Genomic DNA, 21,714 nt, shown 5'->3' with positions numbered 1-21,714 from the left:
CGCCCGTTGTTGAGTTCGCGAATGCGTTGCCTGAATGCAAAACGCCTCTGTATATCACTGAGAAGTGATAACGGAGGCGTTTTTTTGGAATGTCATTATTTCAGTTTTTTGGTCATCAGCAGATGGGGAATGCCATCTTCCATAAATACTTCCGACGCGGGTGCATATCCGAGACGTTCGTAGAACCCGGAAGCTTGTACCTGTGCGTGCAGCTTGGCTTTCTCAAGACCATCAGCAACAGCCATCTGCTCCAGTTTGTCGATCAGCACACGGCCCAGGCCGTGTTTGCGGTAATCAAGCATGACACAGATCCGTTCCAATTTGGCGACCTTTTCCACAATGCGCAGTCTGGAGGAAGCAGCAGGTACACCGTCTACGTAGAGCAGAATGTGGCGCACCTCCGCGTCTAATGTATCATAAGCATCGAATTCGTCCGCTGCGGATACGCCTTGTTCTTCGACGAAAATAGCCGTACGAATGGCGAAGCAGGCATCGAGCAATTCCTGATTATTAACTTCAACAATCGTTGTATTCATGAATGTTTCTCCTTTGGACGATAGTAATCATAACCGGGCATGATAAACTGGTGTATAGCATAATCATTGCAGCCGTTCCATGTGAGTATGATGGTTAAAATTCAATTCAATTTAACTGTAGTTATATCACTATTTATGTTGTGAATGCAACAATTTTATAAAAGGGCGTGAGCGCATTGACTGATAAAAAAGAAGTGTTGCGTGAAATTGGCATGATTGCCCGCTGTCTGGATTCGATCAGCAATGTCGAATTTCAACATCTGAACTTGTCCCGAGGCCAATATCTGTATCTTTATCGCATATGTGAGAATCCGGGCATTATTCCCAACCAGCTGGCTGAACTAATCAAAGTAGATCGAACGACAGCGGCCAGAGCGATTAGCAAACTCGAATCCGATGGATTTATTGTCAAACAGTCGGCAATAGACAATAAGAAGAACAAGTTGTTATATCCGACAGAAGCTGGCCTGAAAGCATGGGAATTCATTCGTAAAGAGGGCGAGCATTCCGACCAGGTGACGCTGGACGGCTTTACGGATGAAGAGATAGAGACCGCGGTTAAGCTTCTCCGCCGAATGCGCCACAACATCGAGGTAGACTGGAAATTTGTCAAAAAGGGCGGACGGCGGTCCTACATGGATATCTCAGAATGAACAATACCTCTATCCTTGACCCCTACACCCCAGACCCTAGCCGAACCGATCTCAAGGAGCAGAGTAGTCATTATCTCACAATAGCAAAAGTACAGGAGGGAATCATGAAGAGAATGAACCGGAAAACAGTAACGTGGTTGGTCATATTGGTGGTCAGTATTGCAGCAGCGTTCATTATTTTCATGAAGGAGCGGTTCGTGATGAATGAATTATCCCCTACAGTATCCTTTGTCCAAGATCATATGACCAATCCCAATGGTTTACTTGCGTCCTATTTGCAGGATGCCACATCCGAAAAAGCGGATATCGTAGCAGGCAGAGAGGTTTTATCTGAATCACTTGGTCTTTGGATGCAATATGCTGTAGCCAAGAACGATCAGGCGTTATTTGAGCAAAGCTATGAGCTGCTGACGACCTATTTCCTCATGCCGCAAAAATATATTGCCTGGAAGCTGGATGCTGAGGGAAAATCTCACGTGACCACCAACGCGCTCGGTGATGATTTCCGAATTGTCGGTGCCTTATTAAAGGCAGCAGATCAATGGCAACAGGGAAGAGAAGCCAAAATGGCAACGGCCTCGGATATTTCCCGTACACTGACGCAGTCGGTTCAGAATAAAGGATATTATGTTGATTTTCACGATTTTGGCAATGGTTACTCCGCGGATATGTTAAGCCTGGTTTATGTGGATCTACCGTCTCTCCAATTAATGGAGAAGCATGAATTGCTGGAGCCGGGCACATATGCCAAGTACGAATCTATGTTGAAGAGTATGCCGGATGACGGGATATTTTATCCGAAAACATTCAATGTGGGGACGAAAGAGTATACATATGATGACACAGTGAATCTGATTGATCAGCTGATCGTAGCGAACCATCTAACTGCGACCAGCCGCAAACCGGACAAGCTCATTGCTTTTTTGAAAAAAGAATTCAATACCCGTCATCAGCTGCCGGGACAATATAAGCGTAGTACTCGCACACCTGCGGTATCTTACCAATCTCCATCCGTATATGGACTCGCGATGCTGCTTGCGGTTCAGTCAGGTGATCCAAAATGGGCGAAACAGCTGTATAAGCATATGATCAGCATGCGTAGTCTGGACGCCAGTTATCCAGGCGGATATGTATTTAGTGGAAACACACATATGTTTGATAACCTGTTTCCTTTGCTTGGGGAGACTGAATTACAAAAGTTACTTAAAAAGTAATAAAAATGTCATTTAATATATTCAACAATGTGTTAACATGATGTTTGTCTATTCATGTCATATATTGTTTACTCGAAATATCACTAACCAATCTACTGGAGAGAAGAAACCTATGAGGAATAAAGCACCCATCCTTCGTATTGCATGGGGATATGCGAGTTTGATTGGATTAGCCGTAATCCAGCAGCTCGTTGTCTATCTTAAGATTTATATGAATCAGAGTTATACTACACTGGATGTGGTGTTTAGTATTGTGTCGCTTGGAGCGCTGATCCTGGGTTTTGTGATACCTGTCGGGGTATCTGTCGTCGCCGGATTTATCTATCTGGTCTCTTATTTTGTATGGCTTGTTACCTACGCGGATGTAAGTGTACTTACGTTCTCTTGGTGGCTGCTCATTCCAGCCAATGTGGCTGTGGCTGCTTTTATCAAGGCAAGTCTTGTGCGCAATGCGCGTGTCATGGAGCGTCTGCAGGAGCTTCAGGAGCGTAATCCGGAGATTGACCTGGATACCTCTCTGGGTAATAAGGATGCACTTGCGGATACGCTTGTTAAGCAAAGTAATCTAGCCAGACGTTATTCGGAGCAATATGGATTCAGCATGGCGATGTTCAAGATCGAGTTTTTGCCGTTGGTACTGGAATCACTCGGTTCCGTACGTTATGCACAGTTCCTTCTTGAACTATCCACTACCATACAGAAGCAGATTCGGTTTGAGGATTATAAATTTTTTGTGGATCGAGGACGTTTTGTGATTATCTGTCCAATGACCAATGTGGAGTACTTGCCCATCCTGACACAACGGATCAAAAAAGCCATGATGGATCTGCAAATCATCGATAAAAAGGGAAATGAGTTGCAGACGGTTATTCGATCGGGTGCACTGGTATTTCAGAAGGAACAATTCAGTAAGTATGAGGATATCGATGCTGTTATTGCGGCACTGGAACGGAACACAGAGACAGATCTCATTGGTGAATACATCTAGATGCTATGGGGGAGGAGTATTTCTGTGAATTATTTAACATGGTTTGTTCCATTATGTATTGTAGTTAGCAGTTTCTTTGCCATTACGATTCTTATATTAACCTTTGCGACTCTTCGTTTTCGAGGGAAAATTAACAGGAAATATGATCGGAGGAAATTGAATGGCTGATTTCCTGCTGTTGATGTCCATCCTCAGTATTTGGATATCCGTCACCGAGTCGATTGTCATTATGGCTGGAGCTATTCGTTTCATTAACAAACAAGAAAAAAAGGGAATTCAAATTCCTGAAAGTATGGATGATTACCCCACTGTGACTGTCATGGTGCCTGCGCATAATGAAGGGGTAGTTATCGTGTCTACCGTTGAGCATATATTGCGTCTGAACTACCCTGAGCATAAAGTTCAAGTTATTGTTATTGCAGATAATTGTACAGATAATACAGCAGAGCGCCTGAAGGAACTCAAGGCCAAGACGAGTTATGCAGATCGTGACTTTACCATTCTGGAGCGTACCGGTACAGGTGGGAAGTCGGGAGCTTTGAATGATGGCCTTGAACTGGCGTGGGGAGAATGGATATGTATCTATGACGCAGATGCGGCGCCTGAGCGGAATGCATTGATGTTTTTGACACAAAAAGCATTGGAAAACCCGGAGAAGTATGGTGCTGTATTTGGTCGAAACAAAGCTCGTAATCGGGGTCAGAATTTTCTCTCCCGTTGCATTAATCTGGAACTTGTAACGGTCCAACGTGTTCACCATACGGGGCTATGGGAGTTATTCAAACTGGGCACGATTCCTGGTACGAACTATATTATCAAGGCAGCACTGATCCGTGAGATTGGTGGATGGGACCCTGATGCGATCACGGAAGATACGGCCGTGTCGTTTGATATTCTTACTCGGGGTCAGCTTATTGCATTAGCGCCACAAGCAGAGGCTTACCAGCAGGAACCTGAGCAATTATCGGTATATATGAAACAGCGCCAGCGCTGGTCCAAGGGAAATTACCAGGTTGTTATCGACAATGTGAAGCATTTATTTGACCGTACTAGCTGGAGAATTAAACTGCATGTTCTGTACTATGCTGCAAGTTATTTCTGGTTTATGATCGCTATTATTGTATCGGATATTATTTTTGTCTCGAATCTAGTGTATCAGGTTATTGCATTATTTAATCCGAATGTCATTTCTCCCTTCCAGTTCTCAGGGGATGTTTACGTGTATCTCGTAATAGCATGGGCATTAATGTACTACATTTATGTACTACAAATTAATCTCGCACTCTCAGCAGATATTGGGCAAAGCAATACGCAGAATTTTATTGTGGCCTGCCTCTCCTATTTCACATATGCCCAGTTATTTCTGGTCATATCCGTCAAAGCATTTATCTCGCTTATTGGAGATAAGCTATTCCGGAGAGAAACCAAATGGTACAAAACGCAGCGTTTTGGCTGAGAAACATCAACTTATAAATGAAGGGCTGTTTTCTGGATTCGTTCAGAAGGCAGTCTTTTTTACTATGGAAAGATTGGTTGGCATTATGTATACTCTTTCAGGCTGTACATATTGAACGTTGCATAAAGGAAACGGAGGCATGTGGAATGGGCTACAGGGGACCTGAGTTTTACGATAATGAGGAAAACTTTGAGAAGTATATGGAACGCCGCCAGTGGCAGGAGAATGCCAATGATACGTTAGAGAAACCCGTTATGCTAGAGCTGATCGGAGACGTTGCGGGCAAGAGCATACTGGATCTTGGCTGCGGGGATGCGAGGTTTGGCGTAGAATTGCTCCGTTCTGGTCAAGAGGGTATAACTTACACGGGAGTTGAAGGTTCACTGAATATGGTGCGGGCAGCTAACGAATCGGTTAAAGGCACGAATGCACAGATTGAACAGGCATTCATGGAAGACTGGACCTATCCGGTAGGTACATACGATCTGGTTATATCCCGACTGGCTGTTCACTACATCGAGGATGTGGAGAGCCTATTCCACAAGATATATAACACGTTAAATGAAAATGGCACATTCATATTTTCGGTAGAACATCCTGTGATCACGTCTACGCTGCAACCCTCCGGGACTCGAACGGATTGGGTGGTTGATCAGTATTTTGTAGAAGGATATCGGGAGCAGCAGTGGCTGGGTGGTTGTGTGAAAAAGATGCATCGTTCCATTGAATCATACTTTATGGCATTGCAGCGTGCAGGGTTCCGTGTAGAGCATTTACGCGAGTCGGCACCACAACGTGCCTATTTTGTAAACGAGGAAACCTATCTGCGCAGGCAACGCATTCCACTATTTCTGTTTCTAGGTGTGCGGAAATAGGATATTGGTAAACGTATAGATAAATAGATGAAACCGTAAAGTTATACTCATTAATTAGAAAGTTCTACACAGAAAACGGTGGATAACACTAGATATAGGAGTAAAAAGCCCGAAATCTATCCACATGTGGATAAGATATTGGGCTTTTACTGTTAAGTTTCTTCACCTATGTTACGTTTGCTGTGTATAACCCCGCAATTATGAATCCGCCGCAGCTCTGACATAGACACGTTCTCCATGCTGATCAACTTCCACAGGTGCCTCGAAGAAGTCGCTAAGCACTTCCGTATTCATCAGATCGCCAGTTAATCCGCTACGGACGACTTTGCCCCGGCGAAGCAGAAGGCTGTGACTAAAGACAGGCAATATTTCTTCGGTATGATGGGTGACATAGATGAGTGAAGGGGTATCTGGGCGCTGTGATAATTCACGGATGCTCTCCAGCAGTCGCTCTCTTGAGAAAAGATCCAGTCCATTGCAAGGCTCGTCCAGAATGAGTACGCGCGGATTGGCCATCAGTGCTCGGGCAATGAGAAGTTTCTGTTTCTCGCCTTGAGAGCAGGTACGATATTCGCGATCCCACAGGTGCTGACAACCCAGCGTTTGCATCAATTCCTGTGCCTGATCCAGATCATCATCTGACAGCTTGTCATATAGGCCAATGGTGGCGTGTTTGCCGCTGATCACGACATACTGCGTGCGGTCTGTGCCATGCAATTTCTCTTGCAGGGATGAACTGACCCAGCCAATGGATTTGCGAAGCTGTCTCAGATCCACATCACCATATTCATGGCCTAACACGGATATCTTACCTTCGGTCGGCCAGAGATATCCGGTGATCATGTTCAGGAGTGTTGTTTTTCCGGAGCCATTCAGGCCAAGCAACGCCCAGTGTTCACCGTCGTTAACTTGCCAGCTTACATCGTTCAGCAGGGTAAGTGGTCCCCTTTTCCAAGTGACATGCTGTACATCAATAATCATGCGTTATTCCTTCCTTCTGTTATCCTCAATTCTCCTAGGTGTATTGTAGTCACAAAACGAAAGAGGTTTCAACGGTTATCACGCTGTTCTTGGTTGGTCCTTGCGCAGAAATACAGCACACACACCAAGCAGTGGCAAAAACGAACATAACTTGATAACAAACGCAATGCTGGTCACGTCAATTAAGGAACCTAACACAACCGAGCCAAGTCCAGCCATGCCAAACGACAGGCCAAAAAACAATCCGGATACCGTTCCAATATGACGAGGAAGCAATTCCTGGGCATAAACAATGATGACGCTGAAGCCGGACATCAGGATGAGTCCAATCATTCCGCACAACACCATCGACAGGACGGGGCCCGCATAAGGTAGTAGTAGGGAAAACGGTGCAGTGCCTGCAATGGAGAACCAGATCATCGGTTTGCGTCCGTAGCGGTCAGCGAGTGGGCCACCGAGCAAGGTTCCGACCATGCCTGCAAATTGCAGAACAAATAGACAGATCTGTGCCTGGGAGAGCGGCAAGCCATATGCATCGGCGTAATAGAAGGCGTAATACCCGGTCATGCCTGCAATATAAACGAATTTGGAGAACAGCAGCAGGATGAGAATTCCCATTGTAAAAGCGATGAATCCCCTGCTCACAGGCCGAGCTGCTGGCCCTGCGCCGCTTGATTTTAGAGGGCGTTGCTGACGAATGTGGGTCTCGGCAAGCTTGTCTCTGTACCAACGACTGACAAAAGACTGAATGAAGATGCCGATCAGGGCAAAGCCCATCAGCCATAGAAAACTACGCTGCCCATGTGGCAGCAGGATGAAGGCGACCAGCAATGGAGCAATGGCCTGCCCTGTGTTGCCTCCCACCTGGAAGATCGACTGCGCCATTCCGCGTCCACGGCCGGCTGCCATGTGGGCCACTCGTGAGGATTCGGGGTGGAGGATGGATGAGCCTATACCAATCAATGCTGCCGCAACAAGCAGCATCCATAACTCGGAAGACAAGGCTAAGCCGAGAACACCGATCAGGGAGAATAACATGCCTCCGGGAAGCAGGATCGGCATTGGCTTGCGGTCTGACATATAACCGACCAGTGGCTGAAGGACGGATGCGGTAATATTCAGGGTGAAGGCAATCCAGCCCATCTGGGCGAAACTGAGTTGCATGGTCTGCTGGAATAACGGGAAAGCAGACGGAACCACTGTCTGCATCGCATCATTCAGCAGATGGGCGAAGCTGACTCCGGCAAGTGCCCAATTGGCGGAGGAGTTGATTTGCATTTTGCTTAAAGTGGCCTGAGCCATGGGAGATCACCTCGAATTATTTTTTTCTATGATAAAAGATGGGGGCAGATCATGTCTTTGTGAAAAGTGCTTGGAAAGTGAGCACGATTTGCTATAATGTCAGCAGGTGAGCAAACGATGGAATTAAACATGACGCTAAATGGGTTGGAATTATGGAAAGCTACCGGAGGGTTTGCGAATGAGCCGCATGTACATGACGACTGGTATCAGCTAACGCTGCCGGTCAGAGGTCAATGTCATCTGGTACAGGAACGACATGCATACCCGCTAAAAGCAGGGATAGGGATTATTGCTCATCCCCAGACTGAGCATTATTTTGAGATAGGGTCGGATTCGGCTGTCATTGTGATCAAGTTCCGTAAACCACCATTAGGCAGTTTCGAAGGTGCGGAGTTAAGAGGGGGGCGAGCTGAGTTTCGACCTACCCAGACTTTTGATCCTGTTGAGATCAGCAGTCTGTTTCGAGGCTGGAATTCCATTATGTTAGATGATGTGCCCGAAATGCTGCAAGTGCAGGAAACAGAAATGGCGATCGAGAAGTATCTAAGACGTATGTTGACGGGGCAGGAAAATGGAAAAAGAACTGTAAATCCCGGTACATTCATTGACCCTCATCTCCAACGAGTGCTGGATTACATTCACAGTGCCTATACAGGTCCAATGGATATTGATTCGATGGCGATGGTTGCACATCAGAGCCGGTATCATTTTATGCGTTCTTTCAAGGCTCTTACGGGAACAACACCGTATCAATATCTGCTGAATTTGCGCGTAGAAGAAGCGTCCAGGAGGCTCCGCCTTACAACGGATTCAGTAACAACAATCAGTTATGAACTGGGATTTTCCAGCGTCAGTCAGTTTTACAGAGCCTTTCAGCGAGTGTATGTTATGACACCGATGGAATTTCGGAATCATGTGTAGATTTTAACGGGCAGTCTCGCATATGCGAGACTGTATTTTAGTACGTTACAGCATGCCACTGATTTTTGTTGTTGCCAAACATTGAAGACTTTGCTAAGATGGGAAAAAGTTTATGTAAGCGTATACATTTAGATTAAAATTACAACGTTGTAATTATGGTTATGGCGAGTATTGAAAAGAAAGAAATACGGTATGAGGAGGATTATTCCAAGCAAATATCTCGTTTTTATGCAGATTAGTATAGGTTATTACAAAATGTGAATGAGATAAATAACAAATACGTCAGTGAAATGACGGTTCCTTTTTATTCAAAAATTCAAACGTTGTAATTATGTAGCGAAGGGGAGTGTTTCACGTTGAAAAAACGCATGTCCACGCTGTTCAGCCTGATCAGACGGGATAAATATTTGCTACTGATGTTTTCGCCTATCTTTCTGTATTACCTCATCTTCATGTACCTTCCGATGCCTGGCGTGCTGTTGGCATTTCGTAATTTTTTGCCGGGGCAGGGCATGCTCAGCGGGGAGTGGGTGGGACTGCGCTGGTTCGAACAGTTCGTGAATTCCATCTACTTCTGGCGACTGCTGCGTAACACATTTTTGCTCGCCTTCCTGCCACTCCTGTTTGGTTTCTCCATTCCGATTTTATTCGCTGTCTGCATCGTAGAGATCAAGAACCGGACATTCAAGCGATTTGCCCAGACGGTTACGTACCTTCCTCACTTCATCTCCACTGTTGTTGTAGCTGGCATGATTATTAACTTCCTGTCACCAACAGACGGTATTGTGAACACCCTCATCGCAAGTCTTGGCATGGAAAAAGTGAACTTCATGATGGATGCGAGCTGGTTCCGTACCATCTTCACGAGTTCCGACATCTGGCAAAGTTTTGGCTTCAGCTCCATCATCTACATTGCAGCCATTATGGGGATCGACCCCGAGATGTATGATTCCGGCAAAATTGACGGCGTCAACAAATTCCAGGAGTTATGGCACCTGACCCTTCCCAGTATCAAACCAACCATTGTCATTCTTCTGCTTCTGTCGCTTGGCGGCATTATGAGTGTAGGTTTCGAGAAAGTATATCTGCTCTACAACGGAGCCACCTACGAAACGGCTGATGTCTTGTCCACCTATGTATACCGGATGGGGATTGAGGGCCAGAATTACGGCTTCGCCACAGCGGTCGGCCTGTTCAACTCCATCATCACCTTTATCCTTGTTTTTGCTGCCAATTCCATGACCCGCCGCCTGACCAAGATGTCACTCTGGTAAGACTATAACCCGGACCAAAGGAGACCTGTATGCAAAAATCGAGAAGTGACCGTTTGTTCTACGGATGTGTCTACCTGCTGACCATACTGGCGGTTGTTGTCACGTTGTATCCCTTTCTGTACGTCATTAGTATTTCATTCAGCTCGGTGGATGCCATCGACAAACAAAAAGTTGTATTGTGGCCCGTTGGGTTTACCCTGTCAGGTTACCAAATGGTACTGCAATACAAGGAGTTGTGGGTTTCGTTCTACAACACCCTCTGGTACACCGTGGTAGGCACACTGCTGAACATCGTGGCAACATGTCTTGCGGCGTTTCCATTGTCCAGACAGCAGTTTTTCTTACGTCGCAAGCTGAATTTCTTCATCGCCTTCACCATGTATTTCTCGGGTGGACTCATTCCGGTCTACATGCTGATTACCTCGCTTGGGCTGTACAACACCCGCTGGGTTATGGTGCTGCCTGTGCTGGTGATTACGTTTAACGTCATGATCTGCCGCTCAGCTTTCGAAGGTATTCCGAATGAAATTTTCGAAAGTGCCAGTATAGACGGGGCCAACGAGATGACGATGCTTTATCGTTTGGCGGTTCCGATCATTAAGCCAACACTGGCTGTGCTCACGCTGTACTATGCGGTATTCCACTGGAACAACTTTTTCACGGCCCTATTATATCTGGGCAAACAGGATATGCAGCCCTTACAGATGTTCCTGCGAAGAGTGCTGATCATGGCTTCGCCGGAAGTGATGCAGAAGATGGGCGGTACGATGACATCCGGTGCGCTGGCGGTCTCCTCCCTTCAGGTTCGTTATGTATCCATTGTGGTCAGCATTCTGCCTATTGTTACGATCTACCCGTTTATCCAACGGTACTTCGTTAAGGGGATCACCCTCGGAGCCGTGAAAGGATAGCTTTACTTACTTAAGTGTTATGTCATTCAAGGGAGTTCAAAATGGTTCATACCAAGGAGGAATGATGGATGAGATTTAAAGGGGCAGGAAGAAAAAGTGTAATCGCAGCGATACTGGCAATCAGCCTGGCGGGATGTAGCGGCGGAACAGGGGCGGGAACCGATGCGGGGAGCACCCCGTCCAGTTCGGAGCCAGCCTTCAATTATACCGGAGCAGGGCCGGTGACGGATCAACCGGATGCCAAGTTGTCTATTCTCGGCACCAACGCTTGGACGACCAATGTGGACTTGTCCACCGCAGCCATCGTGAAGAAAATTGAGAGCAACGCTGGTGTGACGGTGGATTGGGATCTGATTCCGCCGCAGAACTATGCGGATGCCGTCAATCCGAGGCTGGCTGCTGGTACCGGCTTGCCCGATATCGTGTACCTGCCGGATCAGGATCAGCTGATGAAGTACATTAACAGCGGTCTATTCATTCCGATTAATGAACTGGTAGAGAAATACGGCGTGAATCTCAAAAAAATATATGAAAAGTCACCTTCGGTTAAAGCCAGTTTAACAACGCCAGATGGTAAAATGTATTATATCCCACAGCAGACGTTAACCCGCAACTACATGCCGGTATTTATGGTCAATGTGCGCTGGCTTGATAAACTGGGATTAAGCGAGCCGACCACGCTGGATGAATTCACGGCGATGCTGCGCAAATTCAAGACAGATGACCCGAACGGCAACGGAAAAGCCGATGAGATTCCGCTGTCCATGGAAGCAAAATTTGTGTCAATGGCCTTTGGCCCGGCATTTGGACTTGATCTGTCCAACCAGTTCTACGCAGACGATCAGGGCAAAGTACATTTCAGCTATTATGAGCCTGCCTACAAGGAGTACTTGACCTATCTGAACGGACTGTACAAGGAAGGTCTGCTTGGGGTGGATTATGCGAGTACTACGAGTGATCAGGTCACGTCGCGCATCTCTCAGGATGTGACGGGAGCAACGTTTAATTTTAGCTGGTATATGTCGATGGTCTACAGTCCGTTATTCAAGGATTACAATCCGGAAGAGCCGATCATCAAAGGCATTTTACCACTGAAAGGACCGCATGGGGATCAGTTCTATGTAGGACGTACACCAGTGAGTGGCATCTTTGGCATTACACGTGATAGTAAAAATCCCGAACTTGCTCTCCGTTTCCTGGACTATGCCGTAAGTGAGGAAGCACAGACGTATTATACGTGGGGCATCAAGGATGACACGTATACGGAAGAGAATGGCGTGAAGACATTTACGGATAAAGGCAAGGACAATGAATACATCCAGAAGCTTGGCATTGGTCCGGTGAATCTGCCGAACATCCAATCCACCGATTCTGCTGATTCCGTCGTAGCCCCTTGGCATGCGAAGATGGATAAAGAACTGGAGCCGTATGTGCGCGAACCGTTCCCGTTTGTCTATGCCCTGCCGGATGAAGCGAGTGTGGAAAGCATGGCGATGCCTGACATCACGACATATGTGGAAGAGATGAACTTTAAGTTTATTAGCGGGGACGCCAGTCTGGACCAGTTTGACAGTTATATTGAGACGTTGAAGAAGATGAATATAGAGCAGGTTATTGCGGGCAGACAGGCACAATATGATCGTTATAAATCTGCACAGAAATAAGAAATAGGGCTTCGGGCGTATGAGAGGTGTTGATTGATTTTGATAACCATTAAAGACATTGCCAAACTGGCGGGGGTGAGCTATAGCACGGTATCAAAGGCGCTGAATGATGATCCCCGAATCAAACCGGCAACAAAGCAGAAGGTGCTTGCAGTCGCAGAGAAACATCAATATCGGAAAAACATGCTGGCCCGGCAGCTCTCCACAGGCAGAAGCAACATCATCGGTTTTGTGCTGGATGAGCTGAGCAATCCGTTATTCTCGAACATCTCCGGCCGTCTGCACACCGAGCTGAAGAAGCGGGGATATCAGATGATCTTGGTTGTGGCGGATGATGGAGTGGATGTCTTCAGCCAGCTGCGCGTGGACGGATGTATTCTGTGGGACTATGCACTGGACAATCGGGAGATGTTCTGGAAAAAGTTTGCAACACTCAACATGCCATGTTTTGTGCTGGGTACAGATGAAGCGCCGAACTCTCCTTACATCAAGATCGATCGCAAAGAAGGGCTGTTCAAAGCAGTGGAGCATCTGAAATCGCTGGGCCACAGCCGAATCGGATTCATCGGCAACTCCCAGCACGTCAAGCTGGAGGGATACCGGGAAGCGTTACAGCGTACGGGTCTGGATTTTAACGAAGACCATGTGCTGCCAGCGTATTCCTCCTGGGAAGACGGGTATTTTGCCATACGTAATCATGCGTTTGGGGCGGATTCGCCAACAGCTTTTATTGGACTGAACAACCTGGTCACCCGAGGTGCGCTCCGGGCTTTGCTTGAGGCAGGTTACAGCGTTCCAAGCGATATCTCGTTAATCGGGTATGATGATCTGCCGGATATGCAATATGCCGAAGTGGCCTTGACTACAATTGGCCCGCCTCTGGATGAACTGGCCGTGCAGGCAGCAGAGTTGATTGTCTCGTTGATCCGTGATGAACAGGTCGATGTTCCGGTAGTTATTCAGCCCAAGCTGAACCTTCGCAATTCAACGGCAATGTGCCGGCAATAAGGACAGCAACCTATGAAGAGTGAAGCGGTTATCCTTTAATCATACATGTATTAGGTGAGTACAACATTCAAGGAGGAATTGCTTATGCAGGTACAGACACAGTTATCCTGGTCTGAGCGAATTGCAGCAACGATCATCCAGCAATGTGACGGGGACGGTTATCATGCGTTCCCTTCGGGACGATGGGCATACGTGGAAGGCATGACCTTGATGGCAATGGCACGAACCGGGCAGTATTATGGCAAACAAGAGTATGTTGATTTTATGAAAAAACATATGGACCTGTATATCCAGCCGGACGGCTCTATTGGCACCTATACTTTGGAAGAATATAATCTGGATCAGATTAATCAGGGGAAAAACCTGTTTGCCTTACTGGATGGTGCTGAAGATCAGCGTTACGCAGAAGCGGCTCATCTCTTGGCAGCACAGCTCGCAGGGCAACCCCGCACGTCGGAGGGCGGCTTCTGGCACAAAAAAATCTATCCATTCCAGATGTGGCTGGACGGCCTGTATATGTCCTCTCCCTTTTTGTCCGAGTATGCGAAGACATTTCATCGTCCCGAGTTATGGGATGAAGTTGCACATCAGATTCTGCTGATCGAGCGCCAGACCCGTGATCCGCGGACCGGGCTGCTCTATCATGGCTGGGATGAATCGAAGGAGCAGGTCTGGGCAGATTCATCGACAGGGTGCTCACCACACTTCTGGAGCCGGGCGATGGGCTGGTATGCCATGGCGATTGTAGACAGCGTGGAGCATTTCCCCGTGAATCATCCAAAGCGCGGAACCATCATCGGCATCTTCGAACGGATGTGTCATGCTCTGGTACGCGTGCAGGAGCAGGAGAGCGGGTTATGGTTCCAGGTGCTGGATCAGGGTTTCCGCAAAGGCAACTATCTGGAAGCATCCGGGTCAAGCATGTTTGTATATGCACTTGCGAAGGGTGTGCGACTAATGTATCTGGAGCCGCATTTCAGAGCTGCAGCGGAGAAGGGATGGCAGGGACTGTCCTCCAGATTGGTGGAGGAGACGGCTGACGGCGTTCGGTTAAACGGGATCTGTCATGGCGCAGGACTAAGCCTGGATCGGGATGGCTCGTACAACTACTATGTAACCGAAGCGGTTGTAAGCGATTCCTTTATGGGTGTGGCTCCGCTTCTGCTGGCAGCGCTGGAAATGGAGCGATTGCCATGACGCAGCAGAGATTGCCAAATACAGCATTGGAATCATCAGCTCCCTGTCTGACTGTTGCTTCAGATGGGACAGGGGATTATGTGACGATTCAGGCCGCAGTTGATGCGCTGCCGGAGAATGGCAGCGGAATCGTTCCAATTCGAGTGAAGGCTGGTGTCTATCATGAGAAGCTGCATATGGAGAAGCCGGGCATCCACCTGATTGGTGAGGGGGCGGAGCAGACGATCATTACGTATGATGATCATGCACTCAAGAAGTTCCCGGACGGGTCGCCATATCATACGTTTCATTCCTATACGGCTTTCATTGGTGCTGATGATTTCACGGCAGAGGGAATTTCCTTCGTAAATGCTGCCGGGCCGGGCAAGCAGGTTGGTCAGGCGCTGGCCGTTTATGTGGATGGAGACCGGGCGGTCTTTCGCCGCTGTCGTTTGATCGGTCACCAGGATACGATCTTCACCGGCCCGCTGCCGGAGCAGCCCATGGATCGCAGTTATTTTGGCGGGCCACGCGATGGTGCCGAGCGGCGCAAACTGCGGCAGTATTTCGAGGACTGTTACATCGAAGGTGATATCGATTTTATTTTTGGTTCGGCTACGGTGGTGTTTAAGGGCTGCGAGATCTTTACGAAGAATCGTCTGACTGAAGCGGAGGCTGCGGATGGACAAGTGAACGGCTGGATTACCGCAGCCTCTACGCCGGAGGATGTGCGTTACGGCTATGTGTTTCTGGACTGTGATCTGACCAGCAATGCTCCACCGCAGTCGGTGTATCTGGGCAGACCGTGGCGTCATCATGCCAAAGTCTGTTTTCTGAACTGCTGGATCGGCGCTCATGTGAAGCGGGAGGGATGGCACAACTGGAACAAGACAGATGCAGAGCAGACCGTTCAGTATGCGGAATACAACAGCGCAGGGCCTGGTGCCGGATATGCTGCTGATCGTGTGCCTTGGGCCAAAATACTGACCGAACAGGAAACGGCCGAGTACACTGTACCTCTGATTCTGTCCGGCGTGGATGGATGGCAGCCTTTGGAAGGGAGAGGGGAGTAGCGGCGGTAAGATACGCCCTCTTCTCTGCGCAATATCTAACACAGGTTTTCTTTCAAGTCTCCTAAGGAGTTGAAAGAAAACCTTTTTTGTGCGCTATATTACATTTTTCGCCCCCAATAGAACTATTTTATTCCTTATCTCTTTTGCATTTTACTGATTAAATACAGGGTGAGGATCTGTAAATTCCCTGTAAAATTTGGATGGTGCCTGCAAAAAAAGAACACGAGAGGGAAGGTCCATTTTGGCAAGGGAAAGGAGTGAAGTGACACGCAACATCAGATGGCTGAATGAGGCTGGCTCTAATCGATCACAGATCAGATGCAGGTGGACAATTGAAGTTTTGTTTGCAAGGTGAACGTATCCTTAGTACAGGAGGGATTTTGCTTGAATCAAGCTGTTCGATTCCGCCCGGTCATTACATTTGCTTTGACATTTCTTCTACTTATTTCGTGGTTTGCACCGAGAGCCGATGCCGCCGCCCAGTGGCAGGCAGGCACTGCATACAAGAAAGGAGACCTCGTAACATATCAAAATAAAGATTATGAGTGTATTCAGGCCCACACAGCGTTGACCGGATGGGAGCCCTCTGTTGTGCCCGCGTTGTGGAAATACGTCGGGGAAGGTTCAGGAGGGGAAACGCCAACGCCAGATACGGCACCACCTTCTGTTCCTGCGGGTCTGACTTCATCCTCCATCACGGACACCTCCATTAGTCTTTCCTGGAATGCATCCACGGATAATGTGGGCGTAGCGGGGTATGAGGTGTACCGGAACGGCGTTCTTGTGACAAGTACTTCAACTACAACGGCTGTAGTCACGGGACTGACAGCCAGCACGACTTATGCTTTTACGGTAAAAGCCAAAGATGCCGCAGGCAATATATCCGCTGCGAGCACCTCCCTCAGTGTGACAACTTCCAATGGATCATCCAATCCGGGGCCAACCGGCAGCAAATGGCTGATTGGCTACTGGCACAACTTCGATAATGGTTCAACGAATATCAGACTTCGTAACGTATCAACAGCCTATGACGTTATTAATGTCTCCTTTGCCGAACCGATTTCACATGGCAGCGGAACGCTTGCTTTTACTCCATACAATGCGACGGTAGCCGAATTCAAATCCGATATTGCCTATCTGCAAAGCCAGGGGAAAAAAGTACTTCTTTCCATGGGGGGAGCCAACGGTACCATTGAGCTCACCGATGCGACCAAGAGACAGCAGTTCGAAGATTCGTTAAAATCAATCATTTCCACGTATGGTTTCAATGGTCTGGATATCGATCTGGAAGGAAGTTCCCTGTCTCTGAATGCAGGGGATACCGATTTCCGTAGTCCAACTACATCGAAAATTGTTAACCTCATCCAAGGTGTGAAAGCGGTTAAGTCACACTTCGGCGCCAATTTCATCCTGACGGCTGCGCCGGAGACGGCCTATGTACAGGGTGGATATCTGAGCTACGGCGGCCCTTGGGGAGCTTACCTGCCAGTCATCCATGCATTGCGTAATGACCTGACCCTGCTTCATGTGCAACACTATAACACGGGCTCCATGGTGGGGCTGGATGGGCGCTCTTACGTCCAAGGAACAGCTGATTTCCATGTGGCCATGGCGGAGATGTTGCTTCAAGGCTTTCATGTAGGCGGCAGCACAGGCCCTTTCTTTAGTCCCTTACGACCGGATCAGATTGCCATCGGTGTACCGGCTTCCCAGCAGGCTGCTGGAGGTGGTTATACAACGCCAGCCGAGCTGCAAAAGGCACTGAATTACCTAATCAAAGGTGTGTCATACGGCGGTTCCTATACCTTGCTCCAGCCTGCGGGCTATGCGGGGATAAAAGGGATTATGACCTGGTCAATCAACTGGGATGTATATACGAATAACCAGTTTTCGAGCGCACATCGTCCGTTCCTGACCAGGCTGAGTACGCAAACGACAAAGGAGGTTGTATATTAGATGATACATTTAAATAAACACACTGCTGTCAAGAAAACCGCGAAGTTTCTCCTGGGTCTATCCCTGCTCTTATCCGTCATTATTCCTTCTTTTGTGCTCCAACCCGCTACGGCAGCAGCTGCAGATTCTTATAAAATTGTTGGTTACTACCCGTCCTGGGCTGCGTATGGGAGAAACTATAATGTAACGGACATCGACCCAACCAAAGTCACGCATATCAACTATGCGTTTGCCGATATTTGCTGGAACGGTATTCATGGAAATCCGGACCCTTCGGGCCCTAACCCGGTGACCTGGTCGTGTCAGAATGAGAAGAGCCAGACAATCAATGTACCCAATGGAACGATCGTGCTTGGCGATCCATGGATTGATACCGGCAAGACATTTGCAGGGGATACGTGGAATCAGCCCATTGCAGGCAATATCAATCAGCTTAACAAGCTGAAACAGATCAATTCTAATCTGAAGACAATCATCTCCGTGGGAGGATGGACATGGTCCAACCGCTTCTCCGATGTAGCTGCGACTGCTGCAACGAGAGAGGTATTTGCAAACTCTGCCGTCGACTTCCTGCGGAAATACAATTTTGACGGGGTAGATCTGGACTGGGAGTACCCGGTATCAGGCGGACTTGATGGTAACAGCAAACGTCCTGAGGATAAGCAAAATTACACACTGCTTCTGAGCAAAATTCGTGAGAAGCTGGATGCTGCCGGAGCTGTGGACGGCAAGAAGTATCTGCTTACGATTGCAAGCGGTGCATCGACGACCTATGCTGCGAATACTGAGCTTGCCAATATAGCTGCCATCGTCGACTGGATTAATATTATGACATACGATTTTAACGGGGCTTGGCAAAAAGTCAGCGCGCATAACGCGCCGTTGAACTATGACCCTGCGGCTTCGGCTGCTGGGGTGCCGGATGCCAATACATTTAATGTGGCTGCCGGAGCACAAGGGCATTTGAATGCAGGCGTACCAGCCGCTAAACTTGTGCTTGGTGTTCCGTTCTATGGCCGCGGCTGGGATGGATGCGCACAGGCGGGCAATGGTCAGTATCAGACCTGTGCGGGAGGTTCTTCCGTTGGAACATGGGAAGCAGGCTCCTTTGATTTGTATGATCTGGAGACCAACTACATTAACAAAAACGGGTACACGCGTTACTGGAATGACACAGCCAAGGTGCCATATCTCTATAATGCGACCAACAAGCGATTTATTAGCTATGACGATGCGGAGTCTATTGGATATAAAACCGCTTATATCAAAAGCAAAGGACTCGGCGGAGCGATGTTCTGGGAACTTAGCGGTGACCGGAACAAAACACTTCAAAATAAACTGAAAGCCGATCTGCCTATCGGAGGTACAGTGCCTCCAGCAGATACGACGGCGCCAAGCGTACCCGGTAATGCCCGTTTGACAGGCGTGACGGCCAACTCGGTTACGCTAGCTTGGAATGCTTCAACAGATAATGTGGGTGTTACCGGTTATAACGTCTACAATGGTGCCAATCTTGTGACCTCCGTCAACGGGACGACCGCAACAATCAGCGGACTGTCAGCGGGTACATCCTATAGCTTTACGGTAAAAGCAAAGGATGCGGCAGGTAATCTGTCTGCAGCCAGTAATGCTGTAACTGTAAGCACGACAGCTCAGCCGGGTGGAGATACGCAGGCGCCAACTGCGCCAACGAACCTGGCATCAACCGCGCAAACAACATCCAGTATAACGCTGAGCTGGGCGGCATCCACGGATAACGTGGGTGTAACGGGTTATGATGTGTACAATGGAGCGGCTCTGGCGACATCCGTGACCGGAACGACAGCAACGATCAGCGGGCTTGCAGCGGATACCTCGTATACATTTACGGTAAAAGCAAAGGATGCGGCGGGGAATGGTTCTGCTGCGAGCAATGCGGTGACTGTGAAAACGGCAGCAGGAACGACAAATCCGGGCGTTTCCGCCTGGCAGGCGAATACAGCCTATACTGTAGGACAGCTGGTCACCTATAGCGGTAAGACGTATAAATGTTTGCAATCCCACACATCCTTGTCTGGGTGGGAACCATCCAATGTCCCTGCATTGTGGCAGGTTCAATAGTTAAAAAATGGATTACCACATTTTGAATTGAAACATGTAGTTTTAGCGAGGCTTGGTTATAGGGAAGAGAACATAACGAAAAAACACCGGTTTCTGGTTGAACTGCACCCCAATTGTTAGACACAACTACCAATTGGAGGTGCAGTTTTTTTATGACTAAATTCAGTTCAGATGAAAAAATACAAGCCGTTATGCGTTATGAAAAGGGATCAGAAAGCTTGAAAAGCATTGCAAAATCGAGCGGGCTTCACGATTCTGTCTTTTTAAACTGGATTAGACAATATGAGCATCATAGGGAAAAAGCTTTTTATAAAGGGCTATACATCATATCCTACACAGATTAAACTAGACGCCCTTCAACCAAAGAAAAAGGGGCGCCCATACATGAAAAAAGGATATAAAGCACAGAAGGATCTGTAGAGGCTTTACAAGCAGAGGTAGAGCGTTTGAAAATGGAGAATGCTTATTTAAAAAAAAGTTGAATGCCTTAGTTCGAAACAAGGAAAACTCACCAAATAAGACAAAGCGCAAGTAGTCTATGAACTAAGGAACGAATTTTCGGTGAAAGCACTTCTACAACTAGCAGATATTCCTCGTAGCACGTATTATTACGTGGTAAAAGCATTTGGTACGGTAGACAAGAATTAGAGCTAAAAGACATGATACAAGCGATTTATGAGGAGCATAAGGGACGCTATTGTTATCGTCGTAATCGCGATGAGTTAATCAATCGTGGACACCATGTGAATCATAAAAAGGTACAGCGTTTGATGAAAGTATTGGGATTAAAGTATTTGGTACATATGAAGAAATATCGTTCGTATAAAGATTCGATTGGTAAGATTGCACCGAACCTATTAGAACGCAATTTCCGCGCTGAAAGGCCAAACGAGAAGTGGGTTAACGGACATTACAGAGTTTAAATTGTTCGGAGAAAAACTATATTTATCTCCCATACTTGATCTGTATAACGTAGAAATCATTACATATACGATTGGTTCAAGACCGGTCTACTCGCTTGTTTCCACGATGTTAGACCGACCATTTTGCAGTTTAACAAATGAAGATAAACTCCTTATTCATTCGGACCAAGCTGGCACTACTAGATGAGAACATATCGTCATACCCTTAAAGAAGTTGGCATCACGCAAGTATGTCCCGGAAAGGTAACTGTTACGATAACGCCGTCATGGAGAACTTCTTTGGCATCATTAATCCGAGTTCTTGTTTTTAAAGAAATTTGAAAATATCTCACATATTAAACAAGAGCTATCCAAATACATCGATTATTACATCAACAAACGCATCAAGGCAAAACTAAAAGGCATTAGTCCGGTACGGTACCGGACTAATGCCCAACAAGTTGTTTAACGTTATAATCTGTCTAACTTTACGGGGTCACTTCACCTGGTTCGGTGGTTTTTCGTTATGCTATGTCAAACAAAGCAGGCTCCAAAAAGGCTATTCATTAAAAATCGAAGTTGTCCGGATCAGGTCCAATGCATACATCTTCGTTCAGTGCGGCGCAAACTTCGGTAGTATTTCGAGGACTGTTACATCGAAGGTGATATCGATTTTATTCTTGGCTCGGCTACGGTGGTGTTTAAGGGCTACGAGATCGTTACG

The 21,714-nt window shown here is 47.4% G+C and carries 17 protein-coding genes and 1 pseudogene; 15 read left to right on the top strand and 3 right to left on the bottom strand.

Features of this window, described 5'->3' with window-relative positions; genetic code table 11:
- Positions 1–95 precede the first annotated feature (95 nt).
- Entirely contained in the window at positions 96–536 is a 441-nt protein-coding gene (locus tag C161_RS17490; RefSeq protein ID WP_036612249.1) for a GNAT family N-acetyltransferase, read from the bottom strand.
- A 212-nt stretch (positions 537–748) separates the two neighbouring features.
- On the opposite strand from C161_RS17490, the gene C161_RS17485 reads away from it, so the two are divergent.
- The 5 genes from C161_RS17485 (at position 749) to C161_RS17465 (ending at position 5,722) form a co-directional block, all read left to right on the top strand.
- Positions 749–1,189 (top strand): MarR family winged helix-turn-helix transcriptional regulator, encoded by a 441-nt coding sequence (locus tag C161_RS17485; RefSeq protein ID WP_036612335.1) that lies wholly within the window; start codon positions 749–751, stop codon positions 1,187–1,189.
- Positions 1,190–1,293: 104 nt separating this feature from the next.
- Positions 1,294–2,403, top strand: coding sequence for a glycosyl hydrolase family 8 (locus C161_RS17480; protein WP_036612246.1), 1,110 nt, complete (start codon positions 1,294–1,296; stop codon positions 2,401–2,403).
- Between the two features lie 112 nt (positions 2,404–2,515).
- A complete protein-coding gene (locus tag C161_RS17475; RefSeq protein WP_036612242.1) occupies positions 2,516–3,391 on the top strand; it encodes a diguanylate cyclase domain-containing protein in 876 nt (291 codons plus the stop codon).
- A gap of 160 nt (positions 3,392–3,551) precedes the next feature.
- Positions 3,552–4,847 carry a glycosyltransferase family 2 protein gene (locus tag C161_RS17470; protein ID WP_036612238.1) on the top strand — a complete coding sequence of 432 codons (1,296 nt, stop codon included), beginning with the start codon at positions 3,552–3,554 and terminating at the stop codon, positions 4,845–4,847.
- A gap of 146 nt (positions 4,848–4,993) precedes the next feature.
- Complete coding sequence (locus C161_RS17465) at positions 4,994–5,722, top strand: class I SAM-dependent DNA methyltransferase (protein ID WP_036671718.1); 729 nt, start codon at positions 4,994–4,996, stop codon at positions 5,720–5,722.
- Positions 5,723–5,920: 198 nt separating this feature from the next.
- Here C161_RS17465 and C161_RS17460 read toward each other — a convergent pair whose 3' ends face one another.
- Positions 5,921–6,703 carry an ABC transporter ATP-binding protein gene (locus tag C161_RS17460; protein WP_036671717.1) on the bottom strand — a complete coding sequence of 261 codons (783 nt, stop codon included), beginning with the start codon at positions 6,701–6,703 and terminating at the stop codon, positions 5,921–5,923.
- Between the two features lie 78 nt (positions 6,704–6,781).
- Positions 6,782–8,005: an MFS transporter gene (locus tag C161_RS17455; protein WP_036671716.1), complete on the bottom strand. Its 1,224-nt coding sequence runs from the start codon at positions 8,003–8,005 to the stop codon at positions 6,782–6,784.
- Positions 8,006–8,122: 117 nt separating this feature from the next.
- Here C161_RS17455 and C161_RS17450 point away from each other — a divergent pair, with 117 nt between their 5' ends.
- The 10 genes and pseudogenes from C161_RS17450 to C161_RS32010 all read left to right on the top strand — a co-directional run bounded on the left by C161_RS17450 (position 8,123) and on the right by C161_RS32010 (position 21,459).
- Positions 8,123–8,926: an AraC family transcriptional regulator gene (locus C161_RS17450; RefSeq protein WP_036671714.1), complete on the top strand. Its 804-nt coding sequence runs from the start codon at positions 8,123–8,125 to the stop codon at positions 8,924–8,926.
- Positions 8,927–9,294: 368 nt separating this feature from the next.
- Positions 9,295–10,200: an ABC transporter permease gene (locus tag C161_RS17445; RefSeq protein WP_047841090.1), complete on the top strand. Its 906-nt coding sequence runs from the start codon at positions 9,295–9,297 to the stop codon at positions 10,198–10,200.
- A 29-nt stretch (positions 10,201–10,229) separates the two neighbouring features.
- Positions 10,230–11,111: a carbohydrate ABC transporter permease gene (locus C161_RS17440; RefSeq protein WP_036612222.1), complete on the top strand. Its 882-nt coding sequence runs from the start codon at positions 10,230–10,232 to the stop codon at positions 11,109–11,111.
- 68 nt (positions 11,112–11,179) lie between these two features.
- Entirely contained in the window at positions 11,180–12,775 is a 1,596-nt protein-coding gene (locus tag C161_RS17435) for an extracellular solute-binding protein (RefSeq protein WP_036671710.1), read from the top strand.
- 39 nt (positions 12,776–12,814) lie between these two features.
- Positions 12,815–13,783 (top strand): LacI family DNA-binding transcriptional regulator, encoded by a 969-nt coding sequence (locus C161_RS17430; RefSeq protein WP_036612334.1) that lies wholly within the window; start codon positions 12,815–12,817, stop codon positions 13,781–13,783.
- Between the two features lie 84 nt (positions 13,784–13,867).
- Positions 13,868–14,980: a glycoside hydrolase family 88/105 protein gene (locus C161_RS17425; RefSeq protein WP_036671709.1), complete on the top strand. Its 1,113-nt coding sequence runs from the start codon at positions 13,868–13,870 to the stop codon at positions 14,978–14,980.
- Positions 14,977–16,032 carry a pectinesterase family protein gene (locus C161_RS17420; RefSeq protein WP_143781482.1) on the top strand — a complete coding sequence of 352 codons (1,056 nt, stop codon included), beginning with the start codon at positions 14,977–14,979 and terminating at the stop codon, positions 16,030–16,032. Before C161_RS17425 ends, C161_RS17420 begins: the two co-directional genes overlap by 4 nt.
- A gap of 384 nt (positions 16,033–16,416) precedes the next feature.
- Complete coding sequence (locus tag C161_RS17415) at positions 16,417–17,988, top strand: chitinase (protein WP_036671708.1); 1,572 nt, start codon at positions 16,417–16,419, stop codon at positions 17,986–17,988.
- Positions 17,989–20,088, top strand: a complete 2,100-nt coding sequence (locus C161_RS17410) for a glycosyl hydrolase family 18 protein (protein WP_036671707.1) — start codon at positions 17,989–17,991, stop codon at positions 20,086–20,088. It begins immediately after the preceding gene.
- Between the two features lie 152 nt (positions 20,089–20,240).
- Positions 20,241–21,459, top strand: a pseudogene (locus C161_RS32010) (IS3 family transposase).
- Positions 21,460–21,714: the final 255 nt, after the last annotated feature.

Origin of the sequence: Paenibacillus sp. FSL R5-192, from assembly GCF_000517845.1 — a bacterium.
Lineage (GTDB): Bacteria > Bacillota > Bacilli > Paenibacillales > Paenibacillaceae > Paenibacillus > Paenibacillus amylolyticus.
The sequence above is the reverse complement of the archived record's forward strand: the minus strand, read 5'-3'. Positions and strand labels throughout refer to the sequence as shown.